Origin of the sequence: Microtetraspora glauca (assembly GCF_040656155.1) — a bacterium.
Classification (GTDB): Bacteria; Actinomycetota; Actinomycetes; order Streptosporangiales; family Streptosporangiaceae; genus Microtetraspora; species Microtetraspora glauca.
In genome coordinates this window covers 216406-231603 of sequence record NZ_JBFALK010000009.1, presented here as the reverse complement: position 1 = coordinate 231603, position 15198 = coordinate 216406, and the positions used below count along the sequence as shown (strand labels likewise).

Annotated in this window: 16 protein-coding genes; 3 read left to right on the top strand and 13 right to left on the bottom strand. The window is 70.0% G+C overall.

Features of this window, described 5'->3' with window-relative positions; all coding sequences use genetic code 11:
• Window positions 1–450: 450 nt before the first annotated feature.
• From AB0I59_RS18535 to AB0I59_RS18510, 6 genes are all read right to left on the bottom strand, one after another.
• Window positions 451–1356, bottom strand: a complete 906-nt coding sequence (locus AB0I59_RS18535; RefSeq protein WP_061255692.1) for a diacylglycerol/lipid kinase family protein — start codon at window positions 1354–1356, stop codon at window positions 451–453.
• Window positions 1357–1452: 96 nt separating this feature from the next.
• A complete protein-coding gene (gene tatC, locus AB0I59_RS18530; protein ID WP_061255691.1) occupies window positions 1453–2307 on the bottom strand; it encodes a twin-arginine translocase subunit TatC in 855 nt (284 codons plus the stop codon).
• A 27-nt stretch (window positions 2308–2334) separates the two neighbouring features.
• The gene (gene tatA, locus AB0I59_RS18525) at window positions 2335–2673 is read right to left on the bottom strand and encodes a Sec-independent protein translocase subunit TatA (RefSeq protein WP_061255690.1); all 339 of its coding nucleotides are present in this window, start codon (window positions 2671–2673) and stop codon (window positions 2335–2337) included.
• Between the two features lie 65 nt (window positions 2674–2738).
• Complete coding sequence (locus tag AB0I59_RS18520; protein ID WP_061255689.1) at window positions 2739–2927, bottom strand: hypothetical protein; 189 nt, start codon at window positions 2925–2927, stop codon at window positions 2739–2741.
• A gap of 55 nt (window positions 2928–2982) precedes the next feature.
• Entirely contained in the window at window positions 2983–3936 is a 954-nt protein-coding gene (locus AB0I59_RS18515) for a helix-turn-helix transcriptional regulator (RefSeq protein WP_061255688.1), read from the bottom strand.
• A 37-nt stretch (window positions 3937–3973) separates the two neighbouring features.
• A complete protein-coding gene (locus AB0I59_RS18510; RefSeq protein ID WP_061255687.1) occupies window positions 3974–4915 on the bottom strand; it encodes a helix-turn-helix transcriptional regulator in 942 nt (313 codons plus the stop codon).
• Between the two features lie 64 nt (window positions 4916–4979).
• Between AB0I59_RS18510 and AB0I59_RS18505 the strand changes: the two genes are divergently transcribed.
• Window positions 4980–6095, top strand: coding sequence for a DUF3866 family protein (locus AB0I59_RS18505; protein WP_358134170.1), 1116 nt, complete (start codon window positions 4980–4982; stop codon window positions 6093–6095).
• Between the two features lie 33 nt (window positions 6096–6128).
• Here the strand turns inward: AB0I59_RS18505 and AB0I59_RS18500 are convergent, their stop codons facing one another.
• Window positions 6129–6584 carry a DUF3291 domain-containing protein gene (locus AB0I59_RS18500; RefSeq protein ID WP_082776879.1) on the bottom strand — a complete coding sequence of 152 codons (456 nt, stop codon included), beginning with the start codon at window positions 6582–6584 and terminating at the stop codon, window positions 6129–6131.
• Window positions 6585–6617: 33 nt separating this feature from the next.
• Window positions 6618–7322: a helix-turn-helix transcriptional regulator gene (locus AB0I59_RS18495; RefSeq protein WP_061255684.1), complete on the bottom strand. Its 705-nt coding sequence runs from the start codon at window positions 7320–7322 to the stop codon at window positions 6618–6620.
• Between the two features lie 216 nt (window positions 7323–7538).
• Here AB0I59_RS18495 and AB0I59_RS18490 point away from each other — a divergent pair, with 216 nt between their 5' ends.
• Window positions 7539–8441, top strand: coding sequence for a chitosanase (locus tag AB0I59_RS18490; protein WP_358134166.1), 903 nt, complete (start codon window positions 7539–7541; stop codon window positions 8439–8441).
• A 108-nt stretch (window positions 8442–8549) separates the two neighbouring features.
• On the opposite strand, the gene AB0I59_RS18485 is transcribed toward AB0I59_RS18490, so the two are convergent.
• From AB0I59_RS18485 to prcB, 5 genes are all read right to left on the bottom strand, one after another.
• Window positions 8550–9497 carry an FKBP-type peptidyl-prolyl cis-trans isomerase gene (locus AB0I59_RS18485; RefSeq protein ID WP_061255683.1) on the bottom strand — a complete coding sequence of 316 codons (948 nt, stop codon included), beginning with the start codon at window positions 9495–9497 and terminating at the stop codon, window positions 8550–8552.
• Between the two features lie 73 nt (window positions 9498–9570).
• Window positions 9571–10929 (bottom strand): Pup--protein ligase, encoded by a 1359-nt coding sequence (gene pafA, locus AB0I59_RS18480; RefSeq protein WP_061255682.1) that lies wholly within the window; start codon window positions 10927–10929, stop codon window positions 9571–9573.
• 105 nt (window positions 10930–11034) lie between these two features.
• The gene (locus AB0I59_RS18475; protein ID WP_061255681.1) at window positions 11035–11724 is read right to left on the bottom strand and encodes a hypothetical protein; all 690 of its coding nucleotides are present in this window, start codon (window positions 11722–11724) and stop codon (window positions 11035–11037) included.
• Between the two features lie 212 nt (window positions 11725–11936).
• Window positions 11937–12722, bottom strand: coding sequence for a proteasome subunit alpha (gene prcA / locus AB0I59_RS18470; protein WP_061255776.1), 786 nt, complete (start codon window positions 12720–12722; stop codon window positions 11937–11939).
• Window positions 12723–12750: 28 nt separating this feature from the next.
• The gene (prcB, locus tag AB0I59_RS18465) at window positions 12751–13566 is read right to left on the bottom strand and encodes a proteasome subunit beta (RefSeq protein ID WP_061255680.1); all 816 of its coding nucleotides are present in this window, start codon (window positions 13564–13566) and stop codon (window positions 12751–12753) included.
• A gap of 223 nt (window positions 13567–13789) precedes the next feature.
• On the opposite strand from prcB, the gene AB0I59_RS18460 reads away from it, so the two are divergent.
• Window positions 13790–15154 (top strand): extracellular solute-binding protein, encoded by a 1365-nt coding sequence (locus AB0I59_RS18460; RefSeq protein ID WP_061255679.1) that lies wholly within the window; start codon window positions 13790–13792, stop codon window positions 15152–15154.
• Window positions 15155–15198: the final 44 nt, after the last annotated feature.

Here is a 15198-nt window from a genome sequence, read left to right as displayed (position 1 = left end):
CGGAGTCGGAGTCGGGTTCCCCGGAGTCGGAGTCGGATTGCCCGGAGTCGGAGTCGGATTGCCCGGAGTCGGAGTCGGGTTCCCCGGAGTCGGAGTCGGATTGCCCGGAGTCGGAGTCGGATTGCCCGGAGTCGGAGTCGGGTTCCCCGGAGTCGGAGTCGGGTTCCCCGCGATGGTGGCAGCGCGGGCGGCATCTCCGCCGACAAGGTCACCGGCGGAGACAGCGAGAAGCGTGGTCAGAGCGAACAGAGCCCCGGACCGGGCGATCGTCCTCATGTGCATGGGCACAGCGTGGACCCGCCCACTTGGAGATCACTTGCGTCGAGGCACTTCCGCTGGTCGGAGCCGACGAAGGAGCTGATGGGGAAGGCGGCTCACAAGGTCGACGCGTTGGCCCCAGGGGCGAATCGGCGGGGTGTGGCCGAGCCGGTCACGACCGGCTGACCGCCTTCACGCGGGCGGGGCACCGGGCGCCAGGACGCGAAGCGCGCCCGGCTCCACCGAGCAGGTCACCGGGACGGGCCCGACACGTTCCCCGTCGGCGTAGGCGACCACGTCCATCGCCTCCAGCGTGACCCGGGTCGCCCTCCGGATGGTGACCGCCGGATGGCCCACGTGGCCGCCCCGGTAGACCTTCGGGAACGTACGGAGGAACTCCCCCTTGGGCACTGCCCCCAGGACGAGCACGTCGAGCAGGCCGTCGTCCGGCCGGGCGTCCGGGCAGACCCGCATGCCCGCGCCGTACGAGCGGGTGTTGGCCACGGCCACCAGCATCGCCTCACGCTCGATCACCTCGACGCCGTCGGCGGAGTCGAGGACGATCCTGAACGGGATCGGGGTGAAGGAACGCAACTCCTGGACCAGCGCGACGAGGTACTTCGCCATACCGGGCGGCCACGCGATGCCGTTGGCGCGCTCGTTCACCCGGGAGTCGAAGCCGCAGGCCACCACCCCGGCGAACCACCGCTCCCCGCCGATCCTCGCCGCGTCCACCTGTCGTACGACCCCCGCGCCGGCGACCATGGCGGCCGCGGCCAGCGGATCTCCAGGGATGCCGAGCGCGGCGGCGATGTCGTTGCCCGTCCCGGCCGGGACGATGCCGAGCGGCACATCGGTCCCGGCCACCGCCTGGACCGCGAGGTGCACGAGCCCGTCGCCGCCGAGGGCGACGAGGGCGTCCGGCCGCTCCGCGACGGCCGTACGGGCCTGGTCGAGCGCGTCCTCGGCGGTCGCGCCGACGATCACGCGGACCTCGCGTCCGCCGTCGCGCAGCCGCCGTACGACGGGATCGACCAGGCGTCGCGCCCGGCCGCCACGGGCGGTGGGGTTCACCAGGACGACGAGATCACCGCGCACAACCGGAACCTATCGGGACGAATCCGCCCCCGTCGAGCCCTGTCGAGCCCCGGGACCAGCCGATCCGGCCCCGCCCGGAGGCGAGCCGGCGTCTGCCTACCAGTCGTCGGAGGCGGCGGGAGAGCCGTCGAGTTCCTCTTCCAGGGCCGTGGCGCGGGCGGCCTCCTCCGCGTCACGCTTGCGGTCGCGGAAGTACATGATCCCCTCGGCGCCGAAGAACAGCAGGACCATGGGCATGGCCAGGGCCAGCATCGTGAACGGGTCCTGGCTCGGCGTGGCGACCGCGGCGAAGACGAAGAACCCGAAGACGATCATCCGCTGGTGCTTGGCGACCGTCTTGAACCGCAGGATCCCGACGACGTTGAGGAACACCATCAGCAACGGCATCAGGAACGAGATCCCGAAGATGACGAGCATCATGATCAGGAACCCGAGATAGTCGCCCACGTCGATCAGCGGGACGGCGTTCATCGGGACGAACCCCAGCAGCAGCGCGAGGCCCTTGTCCAGGGTGAGGTACGCGAGCGCGGCGCCCGCGCCGAACAGCGGGACGGCCAGGCCGAGGAAGCCCAGTGAGTATCGCCGCTCGTTCTGGTAGAGCCCGGGGGTGACGAACGCCCAGATCTGGTAGAGCCAGATCGGCGCGCTGACGACCACACCGAAGATCGCCGCGACCTTCAGGTTGATGAAGAAACCGTCCAGCACACCGTGCACGACCAGCGTGCACCCGGTGCCGCCATTGAGCTTGTACGCCTCCGGAAGCCGGCAGAACGGCCCCGTCATGAACGTCCAGATGGGGTCGAAGAACACGAAACCGACGATCGTCCCGGCGACCACGGCCAGGATCATCTTGACCAGCCGGTTACGCAGCTCACGGACATGCTCCATGAGCGTCATGCGACCGTCGTCGTCGGAGGGGACCTCCGCGCTCGACCGCTTCAGCAGCGCCATCTAGGGATCCTTACCGCGCGGTGGGTCTCAGCTGGACGACTGGTCCTTCTTCTGTGCCTGGGAGAGCGGCACACCGTTGACGGTCGGCTCGGAGGCGGCCTTGAGGCGCTGGTTCTCCTCCTCGAGCGCGCGGAGCCGATCCTCGACCGAGGAGGCCGCGGTCACCTGCTGGGGCGGGGCCGGCTCGGCCTGCGCCTTGACGACGGTGGCGTCCGCGTCCTCGTCGCGAAGCTTCGCGGTCTCCCGCTTGAACAGGCGCAGGGACTGACCCAGCGCCTTCGCCGTGTCCGGCAGCCGCTTGGCGCCGAACAGCAGCAGGACGACAATGCCGATGATGATCAGCTCGGTGGGGCCCAAGTTGCCCATAACGCATCCTTACCAAACGCAGCGGAGTACCTCAGCCCGATCGTACGCGCTGTTGTGCGCAGTCTTCACCCATGCCCGTCCTGGTTGGTCCCGATCCCCACCCGAAAATCGCCGGAGTGACGTTCCAGCCGCTGTCGCGTTCTGTCGATTTCCCGGCTGAGACCACGGGCCGCGACGAGGACCCGGGACGCCAGGACGCCGAGCACCGCGAGGCCGATGACGGCCAGCGCGACCGAGGCGGAGATCCAGATCATGCTGCGCAATCGTACCCACGCCCCGCCGCCGGCGACGACGCGAGGTCGCCGCCGGTCAGGCGACGCATTCGTAGTTGGCCAGGGCCTGCCGGGCGGCGTCGGTGACCTGGTCGGCCAGGGACGCGGGCGCGACCACCCTGCCGTTCTCCCCGAGGCGGAGCGCGAGCCGTACGAGCCAGGACTGGTCGCGGGCGCGCAGGGCCACCCGGAGGCGGCCCTCACCCAGCTCGGTGACCTCCTCGCAGGGGTAGTACTCCGAGACCCACCGGCCCAGGGGGGTCAGTTCCAGCTCCACGAGCTCGTCACTTTCGGAGGGCCGGAACACCCCCTCGGTGACATCCATCGTCTCGGCCTCGGCCGGCGGGTCGGCCGCCACGTCGAGCACCTCGACCTCGATGATCCGGTCGATCCGGAACATCCGCATGGCCTCGGCCCGGTAGCACCAGCCTTCGAGGTAGTGCCTGCCGTCCACGAGCACGACCCGGATCGGGTCCACCTCGCGCGGAGTGATCTCGTCCCGGCCCGGCACGTAGTAGCGCAGGGAGAGCCTCCGGCGCCGCCGCGCCGCGTCGGTGATCACGGCGTGCGCGCCGGGCGCGGCGCCGATCTCGACCTGGACCTGGGCGCTGACCGTGGCCGCGCCCTCGCCCGCCGCGCTCTCCAGCTTGGCGATCACCCGGCCGAGCACGTCCATGTCCTTGAACTCGGGGAGCTCGCCGAGCATGCGCAACGCCACGAGCAGCGCGCTCGCCTCGTCCACGCCGAGCTTGAGCGGCCGGGCGATCGTGTCGGCGTTGTCGATCAGGATCTCGCCGCCGTCCCAGGACACGTCGATCAGGTCGCCGGGCGTGTGACCGGGAAGGCCGCACATCCACACCAGCTGGAGGTCGTCGATGAGCTGCTTCTCCGACAGGCCGAACAGCTCGGCCACCTCGGGCACCTCCGCGCCGGGGTGCGACATCAGGTACGGCACCAGCGCGAGCAGGCGCGGCAGCCGATCGGAACTCATCGCTTCTCCACCCTCCCAGCGGTGCGCGGAGCCTCGATCACTGGAGCGCTCCCTTCAGCCGGCGGATCACGGCCTCACGGGCGTCCGGCGGATCGACGACGACGGCGTCGGAGCCGAGGCTGGCGATCCACCCGGCCAGCCACTCGGGGTCGGAGAACGTCAGCTCGGCCTCGTCCCAGCCGTCGGCGCCCGTCCGGAGGGCCTGCGCCGCGTGCCGCAGGCCGAGGCAGGTGCCCTGGCGGACCCGGATGAGTGCCACCCGCTCGACGCCCATCTCCTGGTATCCGACCATGGAGCGCAGGTCGACGCCCTCGGGCACGGTCACGCTGCCGGGCCGGCCGAGCGGGGTGACCTCGCCCACGATCCGGGAAAGCCGGAACACGCGGGCGGCGCCCCGGTCGCGGTCGTGGCCGACGACGTACCACCTGCCGCGGCGGCTCACCACGCCCCACGGCTCGACGACGCGGGTCAGCACCGACTCCCCGGCCGCCCGCCGGTAGCCGAACGTCACGGCGCGGCGGTCCCTGACGGCCTCCCACAGCGGGGGGAACGACGGGTCGCGGGTGTCCACCCGGAGTTCGAGCGGGCTCGGGCCGAGATCGGCCCGCACACCCCCCGCCCTCAGCTTGAGCAGCGCGCCGCTGGCGGCCTCGGCCAGGCTGGCCCGCTGCCAGACCTGCGCGGCCAGGCCGATGACGGCCGCCTCGTCGTGCTCCAGGGTGATCTCGGGCAGCTCGTACGCCTGGCGGACGATCCGGTAGCCGGGGTCCTCCTCCCAGGGGTCCTTGTGGACCTCGATGGGGATGCCGATCTCGCGAAGCTCGTTCTTGTCGCGCTCGAACATGCGCTGGAACGCCTCGTCGTTGTCCGGGTCGTACCCGGGGACGGCGTGCCTGATCTGTTCTGCGCTCAGCGGCCGATGGGTCGCGAGCAGGCAGATCACCAGATTGAGCAGGCGCTCGGTCTTCCGCCGTGACATCGTGCCTCCCCTCCGGCCTGGTTTCGTGCGCCCGTGTTCCGTGCTGAACGCTACCCTTTGCGACGTGATCAGATGGCGCAAGGGCGAGGTGCTCCGGGTCCGGCGGGAATGGCCGGGAGCCGTGGAGCTGGACGTCTCCGTCCCCGAGGGAGAGTGCCGGGCGCTGGCCTATCCCTCGCTGGTCGGTCGTCCTGAGCCCGGCGACACGGTGCTGCTGAACACGACCGCGCTCGCCATGGGCCTCGGTACGGGAGGTTACGCCATGGTGGTCGCCGTTCCGGACCGTTTGCCGCAAGATCCTTCGGGACCCGGCCATCTGGTGAAGGCGAGGTACACGCCGCTGCAGGCGACGGTCCTCGGCGCGGACGAGCAGGACTCGCCCCACCACGCTGTCCTCAGAGACGCCGACTCGATCGACGGGATGCCCGTCGTGGTCGCGGATCTGCACTCGGCGCTGCCCGCCGTCCTCTGCGGTCTCTTCGCGGCCGGCCGTACGGGATCTCCCGCGACGGCGCCGGGCGAGCTCGCCCCGTCCGGCGGGCGGCCCCGCGTGGCGTACGTCATGCCGGACGGCGGCGCGCTTCCCGCCTGGTTCTCGATGTCGTGCGCCCGGTTGCGCGAGCTGGACTGGCTGTGCGGGGTGGTCACCACGGGCCAGGCGTTCGGCGGCGACGTCGAGGCGGTCACCCTGCACACCGGCCTGCTCGCGGCCCGGCACGTGCTGGGCGCGGACGTCGCGGTGGTCGCTCAGGGGCCGGGCAACCTCGGTACCGGCACCCGCTGGGGCTTCTCCGGCGTCTCGGCGGGCGAGGCCGTCAACGCCGCGGCCGTGCTGGGCGGCCGGCCGGTGGCCGCGTTGCGGGTCAGCGAGGGCGACCTGCGGGAGCGGCATCTGGGGGTGTCGCACCACTCGCTCACCGCGTACGGGCGGGTCGCGCTCGCTCCGGCGCAGGTCGTGCTCCCGGAGCTGCCCGGCGACTTCGGCAGGCGGGTGACCGCGCAGGCGCAGGCCCTCGCCGTACGGCACGAGCTGATCCGCGTGCCCGTCGACGGCCTGTACGAGGCGCTGCGGCAGAGCCCGGTCCGGCTGTCCACCATGGGCCGGGGGCTCGACGAGGACCTCGCCTGCTTCCTGGCGTCGGCGGCGGCCGGACGGCACGCCGCCTCCCTCCTCACCTGAGCCAGGGCCGCTCACGTCCGGCGGCTCAGGCGGTCACTCCTGAGCGGGGAGGCCATCGGGCTCGTAGAAGTCCCTGAAGGTGAACGCGCCGGGTCCCGGACCCTTGGCGCGCAGCAGTTCCAGCCGCTCCATCCCCTCCTCCAGCGTCGGGACGTGTCCCTCGGGGATCCACCACATCACCGTGTACGGCACGGCCGCCCGCTCGAACCACTCGCGGCGGCGGCGCATGACCGGAAGGTGCGGGCTGCGGTAGACGAAGTTCCACAACGTCTCGCGCGACTCCCACACGGAGAAGTTGATGAGCAGGTGGTCTCCGTAGTCGTGCTGGACGGTGTCGGTCGGCAGATCACCTCCCTTGAGCCGCCAGACGAACCCGGGGGCGACATCGGAGAGGGCGTTCACCGGCTCCAGTGAGGCGACGAAGTCGGCGAGCCGCGGGCTGTCCAGGGGAGCGCTCATGTGCGCGACGTTCAGCTGGGCGAGATGCATGCCGCTCAGCCTTCCGCGCCCGGCGCTTCTATGTCAACTCTCATTGTTTTTAGAAAACACCACGCAGCACTCCCCGGGACGCGGGTCCAGCTCGGCCGATGTCCCCGTGTCGGCGAGGCCCGCGAGAACCCCCTGGCAGAGCGCGAGGTTCATCGAGCACACCAGCAGCGGATGCCGCTCGGCCAGCACGTGGAACGGGCAGTTGCGGAGCCGGATCCGGCCCTCCTCCTCGTACGGCTCGTAGCCGCGATCCTCAAGCAGCGCGGCCAGGCCGGGACGGGCGCCGCCGTCGGCCGCGTCGCCGCCCCCCTCCGCGACGGCGCCGCCGCCCTCCGGGGACGCGCCGCGCGCCAGCCGTTCTCCGGCACGGCGCGCGGCCTCCTCGGCCTGCTCGTCCGCGCCGAGCAGGTCGACCACCTCGGCCAGGACCAGCGCCAGGGTCCGGTAGTCGCGCGGAGGCAGGCTCACGAGACGCTCCCCCCTGGCCCGCCGGTAGACCTTGGCCGGACGGCCGCTTCCCGGCCCCGTCCGCTCGGTGAGGCGCCGGAAGTCCGCTTCGAGCAGTCCGGCGTCGGCCAGCTTGTCCAGATGGAAGGCCGCGAGCGTGCGCTGGATCCCCAGAGCCTCGGCCGCCTCGTTCCGGCCGACCTCCCGCCCCCGCGCTGCCACGAACCGGTACAGCTCACGCCGGAGAGGATCGTTCAGCACGCCCACGGCGTCGAGTTCGTCGCTTCCCACAGGCGGAGTTTAGGCGGCCGCGATCCAGGCGGTACGGTCCCTCCCGCCCCCGGCACTCCCGTACGGCCGGCCGGAGGTCGTTGACAGAGAACACCGATACTGCTCTCATTAGGAAACCTTCCTAACTAAGTTTTGTCAGGATATCCCCCTATGCGATCCGCCCCCACTCCCCCGCTTCCCCTCCGGAGACAGGGGCGGGAAACGGAGACCACCCCCATGCCTTATCCCGCCATCAGGCGAGCCGCCCTCCTGCTCACGGTGACGGCGGCCGCCGTACTCACGGCCGAGGTTCCGGCCCACGTCTCGGCCCGTGTCTCGGCCCGCGTACCGGCGCCGGGCCCGGTGCGGGCCGAGCTCGCCGCGGCCCAAAGCCCCGCCGTCGAGATCAGGGTCGTCGGCGCCGAGGCCGCCGACCTCACCGATCCGCACAAGAAGGACATCGCGATGCGGCTGGTCTCCAGCGCGGAGAACTCCTCCCTGAACTGGAAGGCCCAGTACAAGTACATCGAGGACATCGACGACGGCCGCGGCTACACGGCGGGGATCATCGGGTTCTGCTCAGGGACGGGCGACATGCTCGACCTCGTCGCGCTCTACACCGAGCGCGTGCCGGGGAACGTGCTCGCCCGATACCTTCCGGCACTGCGCAAGGTCAACGGCACCGATTCGCACAAGGGCCTCGGCTCCGCCTTCATGAGGGCCTGGCGCAGGGCCGCCGCCGACAAGGCGTTCCAGCGGGCGCAGAACGACGAGCGCGACCGGGTCTACTTCACCCCCGCCGTACGGCAGGCCAAGAAGGACGGGTTGCGCGCGCTCGGCCAGTTCGTCTACTACGACGCCATGGTCATGCACGGGCCCGGCGGCGACAGCGTCAGCTTCGGCGGGATCCGCAGGACCGCGATGAAGAAGGCCAGGACGCCGGCACAGGGCGGAGACGAGGTCGCCTACCTCAACGCGTTCCTCGACGCGCGCAAGGCCGCGATGAAGACCGAGGAGGCGCACAGCGACACCAGCCGGGTGGACACGGCGCAGCGGGTCTTCCTCAGGGCGGGCAACCTCGACCTCGTGCCGCCGCTCAAGTGGAAGGTGTACGGCGACAGCTACACGATTCGTCGGTAGCGCTCCGGCCTTCATGCCGGGGTGAGGCGGACTCTCCCGCAGCGCGAACGGCGACGGCGCGCCGGAGGCGATGGGCCTCCGGCGCGCCGTCACGACGTGACCCGGGACTCAGGCGGCCCCGAGGACGTCCACGACGAAGACGAGGGTGTCGGTGCCCTTGATGCCGCCCTGGGCGTTGCCCTCCTTGCCGTACCCGAGGTCCGGCGGGATCGTGATCAGGACGCGGCTGCCGACCGGCACGCCGGTAAGGCCCTGCGACCAGCCCTTCACCACCTGGTTGAGGGCGAACGTCGTCGGCTCGCCGCGCTCCCAGCTGGAGTCGAACTGCTTGTCCGTGCCCCAGATCTTGCCGGTGTAGTGCGCGAGGACCATCTGGTCGGCGGTGACCTTCGGACCCTTGCCCTCGATCACGGTCTTCACCACGAGGCCCTTGGGCGGCTTGGCGTTGGTCTTGGTGGTCAGCGTCGGAGCCTTGTCGCCGCCCGGGTTGACCAGCTTGACCCCTTCGACGCCGGGGTCGGTCGCCGTACCCTGGGCCGCCTTGGCCGCCGCCGAGACCACGTCGACCACGAGCACCTGCGACGTGGTGGCGAAGTCGGTGCCCTGCTGCTTGGCGGAGGCGAGCTGGTCCTCCGTCAGGTTGTCCTTCGCGATCACCGCGAGGACGCGGCCGCCGGGCTTGGAACCGACGAGGGCCTCGTGCAGCGCCTTGGGCAGCTGCGGGCTGACCGTGACGAACTCGGACTTGTTCTGGTCGTAGTCCGAACCGGGCGACTTGTTGTCCTTGCCGTCCCAGTTGTAGACGGTCACCTTGGCGGTGAGCACGTCGCCGTCCTTGGCCGGCGTGCCGTTACCCTCGATGATCTTCTGTGAGGAGGACGTCAACTGCGGCTTGCCGGACGGGAACGTCACGGTGGGTTTCTGGTCGGCCTGCCCGGTCACCTTGATGCCGGAGCCTCCCGCCGGAGCCGCCCCGGAGTCGGTCTTCTGGGCGGTTCCGCAGGCCGCGGCGAATATCAAGGGTAGAGCGGCGAGTACTGCCGTACGGCGACGCATGTGGATTCCTCTAGACAGACAGCTAGGTTCGGGTAACCCTACCCGAACCCGCCGTCCGCCCGGCGTAAAGAGATCACATGCCCGCGATCAGCTTGTCGACCCTCTCGTCAACGCTGCGGAAAGGATCCTTGCAGAGCACGGTCCGCTGCGCCTGATCGTTCAGCTTGAGATGCACCCAGTCGACGGTGAAGTCACGGCGCTTCTCCTGGGCCTTGCGGATGAACTCGCCGCGCAGCTTGGCCCGTGTGGTCTGCGGCGGAACCGATTTCGCCTCGAAGATCCGGACGTCGGAGGCGACCCGCTCGACCGAGCCGCGCCGCTGCAGGAGGTAGTACAGACCCCGCCGGCGGTGGACGTCGTGGTAGGCCAGATCGAGCTGGGCGACCCGCGGCGACGACAGCGGAAGGTCGTACTTCCGTCTGTAACGTTCAATCAGCTGGTACTTGGTGACCCAGTCGATCTCGCGGGCGACGAGGTCGAGATCGCCGGTATCGACCGCGCGGAGCGTGCGCTCCCACAGCTCCAGCACCCGCTTGCTCGTCTCGTCGCCACCCCTGCGGTCGACGAAGTCCTTCGCCTTGAGGAGGTACTCCTGCTGGATCTCCAGCGAGGACGCCTCACGGCCGTTCGCCAGGCGGACCCGGCGCCGCCCGGTCATGTCGTGCGAGACCTCGCGGATGGCCCGGATCGGGTTCTCCAGCGACAGGTCGCGCATCACGACGCCGGCCTCGATCATGCGCAGCACCAGGTCGGTGGCGCCGACCTTGAGCAGCATCGTCGTCTCGCTCATGTTGGAGTCGCCGACGATGACGTGCAGGCGGCGGAACCGCTCGGCGTCGGCGTGCGGCTCGTCCCGGGTGTTGATGATCGGCCTGGACCGGGTGGTCGCGGAGGACACGCCCTCCCAGATGTGCTCGGCCCGCTGGGACACGCAGTAGACCGCACCGCGCGGCGTCTGCAGCACCTTGCCCGCGCCGCAGATGATCTGCCGGGTGACGAGGTACGGGATCAGCACGTCGGCCAGCCGCCCGAACTCGCCGTGCCGGCCGACGAGGTAGTTCTCGTGGCAGCCGTAGGAGTTGCCCGCGGAGTCGGTGTTGTTCTTGAACAGGTAGATGTCCCCCGCGATGCCCTCCTCCCGGAGCCGCTTCTCGGCGTCCAGGAGGAGACCTTCGAGGATGCGCTCCCCCGCCTTGTCGTGGGTCACGAGCTCCACGACGTTGTCGCACTCGGGGGTGGCGTATTCAGGATGGCTGCCCACGTCGAGATACAGACGTGCGCCGTTGCGGAGGAAGACGTTGCTCGATCGGCCCCAGGACACCACTCGCCGGAACAGGTACCGCGCGACCTCGTCCGGTGACAGCCTCCGCTGCCCCCTGAACGTGCAGGTGACGCCGTACTCGTTCTCCAGCCCGAAGATGCGACGATCCATCACCTCACCCTATTCCTCGAAGGGGACGAGCGGATAGGGATAGGTCACAGGTGTGTCGACGTACGGCTACCGCGGGCGTGGCGCGCGGCGGTAGCCGTACCCCGATCACGGGGCGTAGATCTCGACGACCTTGGCGATCTGGTGGTTCTTCACCGTGATCAGCGCGTACAGGCCGCCCTTGACCGCGCGGGAGATGAGCTTGTCCCGCGAGCAGCTCTGGGTGCCGACGTACTGGTTGTTGATCGTCTGGTCCTTGCCGTCACAGCCGACGGCGCTGAGGAAGACGACGTTCTTGGCGATCGGCGCGGCGAAGGCCATCGCATCGCCCTCCTTCGGCCCCTCGAAGCGGCCCTGGCCGCTGCTCGGGTCCTTGACGAACTTGATGGGGACGTACTCCGCGACGTTCGCGTCCTGCATGGTCCGGAGCTCGCCGCGGACGATGCCGTCACGGCTGGGGCTGATGCCCTTGGTGAAATCGTGCCCGGGGTCGGACTGGAAGACCTCCCCGAAGATCGGCGGGGTCTTGTCCGAGATCGGCGGCCAGTCGTCGTCCGCCGGGTCGTCGAACACACCGGTGGAGGAGGGTTCGGGCGAGGGAGAGGACGACGGTGACGCCTCGGGGGACGGCTCATCGGATGGGGAGGGGGGTGCGGTGACCGTGACCGTGGCCGTGGGTTCGGCGGAGCCGGAGGAGCCCGAGCAGGCGGCCAGCGAAAGGGCGGAAACGGCCAGAGCGACGGGAACTCCCACCCGCCGCCACGCGCCGAACGTCGTAAAGTCCGTGAATATCGTCATAACCGCATGAGACTAGCGAAACCCGGGTTTGGTTTGTCCGTTACCCGTGATCTCCGACGAGCACCCTGCCGACGAGCCCGCGCAGGGCACGGCGGTGGACCGAGGAAGCAACCCGAGCACACCGCCTCAAGGGCTCCCGAAGCCCGCGAACGGAGCACGCGACGGGCACTGTCGGGGCCGCGCCCCGCGGAGGGGCGCGGCCGCGGGAACGTTTACTCGCCGGAGCCGGTGTCGATCTCGCCCTCGGGGCCGATGGGCGGCCCCGTCTCGGGGGCGGGAGCCGGGGCGGGCTCGGTGGGCGGCGCGGGGGCCGGAGCGGCCTCCTCGAGCAGTCGCTGCAGACGGGGACCGGTGAGCCGGAGGAACTTGCGGTGCTCGCGGTTGCGGTCGAGGACCGCCACTTCGAGCTGGGTGGGGGACGGGCGCTCGCCTCCCGGCTCGGTGAGGGCGAACAGCGCGGCGTCGAGCGCCTGAGCGAGCGGCAGGCCCTCGCTGTAGCGCTCCTTCAGCCGGCTGCCGACCGCCTCGGCCTGGCCGCCGATCACGGCCATGCCCTGCTCGTCGAAGACCGAGCCGTCGAAGGTGAGCCGGTAGATCTGGTCCCGCCCGGGGTCCTCGCCGACCTCGGCGACCACGATCTCGACCTCCAGCGACTTGATCGACTCGGTGAAGATCATGCCGAGCTGCTGGGCGTAGAGGTTGGCCAGCCCTCGGCCGGTCACGTCGCTGCGGTTGTAGGTGTAGCCGTTGATGTCGGCGTAGCGGATGCCGGCCAGGCGGAGCGACTCGAACTCGTTGTACCGCCCGACCGCCGCGAAACCGATCCGGTCGTAGATCTCGCTGATCTTGTGCAACGCCTTGGACGGGTTGGGCGCCACGAACAGGATGCCGTCGGCATACTGCATGACGACCACGCTGCGGCCTCGCGCGATGCCCTTCCGCGCATATTCCGCCCTGTCCCGCATGATCTGCTCGGGTGAGGCATATCCAAAGGGCATGGACACCGGTGGTGATCCTCTCTTCGAGTTATCGCAGCGGGGCGGTGGGGCCGTCGGGGTCCGTCATCCGGGCGTCGAGCATGCCATGGACGTACTCGGCGACCTCCTCGTCGGACAGGCGGCGGAAGCCGTCCGCAGTGATCACCGAGACCACCGGCCAGATCTTCCGCGTCACGTCCGGCCCGCCGGTCGCCGAGTCGTCGTCGGCGGCGTCGTAGAGAGCCTGCAGACAGGTGAGCACGGTGTCCTCGGGGGTCGCGTCCTCCCGGTAGAGCTTCTTCAGGGAACCACGCGCGAAGATCGAGCCGGAGCCGATCGAGTGGTACTGCCGCTGCTCGTACGGCCCGCCGCCCACGTCGTATCCGAAGATCCGCCCGGCGTCGCGGTCGGGATCGTACGCGGCGAAGAGCGGGACGACCACCAGTCCCTGCATCGCCATCGCGAGATTGCCGCGGATCATGGCGGCCAGGCGGTTGGCCTTGCCCTCGGTGGAGAGCGAGCGGCCCTCCATCTTCTCGTAGTGCTCCAGTTCCACGCGGTAGAGCCGGGCCACCTCGATGCCGGTGCTCGCGGTCCCGGCGATCCCCATGCAGGAGTAGTCGTCGGTGCGGAAGACCTTCTCCATGTCCCGCTGGGAGATCATGTTGCCGGAGGTGGCGCGCCGGTCACCGGCCATCACCACGCCTCCGGCGCAGGTCGCGGCCACGATCGTGGTCGCGTGCGGGATCTGGTCTCCGACCGGAGCGGCCAGCGCCTGCGCGCGGGTCGGCAGCAGATCCGGTGCGTGTGCGCCGAGAAACTCGGTGAACGACGACGACCCCGTGTTCGTGAAGAGGTTGCTCATCCAGGCCTGCTGAGATGCCACGCGACTCCCTCCAAGCGTGCGTTGTTACGAACCGACCCTACTCATGTCGCGGCGCTGGTTGCACTCTTCCCGATCAGCTAAGGGCGAACCGCCCGGAACGCGCGAGCCCTTACCGGCCAGGCAAACTCGTTCTTTACCGCCAAGTCATAACGTGCGAGTGTCGATTTGTCTGTACGTCCTAACCTCGACGGGGAGGTCGTCCATGAAGCCTGCGCTCGTGATCCTGGCGGCAGCCGTACTGGCTCTGGCGGGGTGTGGGACCGACGGTGGATCGGGGGACGGCGCCATCACCCTCGTCATCACCGCGAACGCCATCTCCGGCGGCAAGAACGCCGAGTCCGCCGACTGGACCAAGCAGTGGGTGATCCCGCGCTTCGAGGCCGCGCAGAAGGCGAAGGGGCGGGACGTCCACGTTCTCTTCCAGCCCAGCGGCGTCGACGACGAGCAGTACAAGACGAAGATCGCGCTGGACCTCAAGTCGCGGACCGGCGCGGACGTGATCGACCTGGACGGCATCTGGGTCGGCGAGTTCGCCCAGGCCGGATATGTCAAGCCGCTGGCCGAGGTGGCCGGGCCCGAGGCGGACTCCTGGGAGGGCTGGGGGCAGATCCCCACGGCCGTGCAGGGGCTCGGCATCTTCGACGGCAAGCGGTACGCCCTGCCGCAGGGCACGGACGGACGGGTCCTCTACTACAACAGGAAGCTGTTCGAGAAGGCCGGGCTGCCGTCCGACTGGCGACCGGCGAGCTGGCAGGAGATCCTCGACGCGGGCGCCGCGCTGAAGAGGGCCGGGGTGCCCATCCCGATCCAGGTCGACGCGGGCACGGCCATGGGTGAGGCCACGACCATGCAGGGCGCGCTGCCGCTGCTGGCCGGCGCGGGCGCCGAGATCTACGCGAACGGCAAGTGGACCGGCGCGTCGCAGGCGCTGAAGGATGTGCTGGGCTTCTACCGGCAGATCTACACCACCGGGCTGGGTGATCCGAAGCTGCAGCAGGAGGCGCAGGGCAGGGACAAGTCGTTCGCACGGTTCGCCGAGGGCAAGATCGGCATCCTGGCGGAGGGCGACTACTTCTGGCGGGCCGTGATCGAGCCCAAGGCCGGGGTCGCGCCCATGGCGAACCGGGACGCTGACGTCGGGTACGCCCTGATCCCCGCCGCGCGCCCGGGAGCGGGCATCCGCGGCCAGGACGCCGTCAGCATGTCGGGCGGCGCCGTACGGGTGCTGAATCCGTTCTCGAAGAATCCCAAGCCGGCCTGGGAACTGCTGTCGTTCATGCACTCGGCCGAGGCGACGGCGGCGCAACTCGCGGGCGCGGCGCGGATCACCTCCCGCACGGATGTGAACGACCAGGTGCTGGGGGTCGATCCGATGCTGAAGTTCGTCTCGGACGAGGTGCTGCCGGTCACGGCGTACCGTCCGCCGCTGGCCGTCTACCCGCAGGTCTCGGTCGCCCTGCAGGAGGCCACCGCCGACGTCGTGTCCGGCACGTCCGTCGACGAGGCGGCCGCGTCGTACCAGCGCAAACTCGAAGCCATCGTCGGTGCCTCCAACGTCGCCCGATGATCCCGCGAAGCGGAGCGAGCCATTGAGCCGCGAAGGGCGCGGCG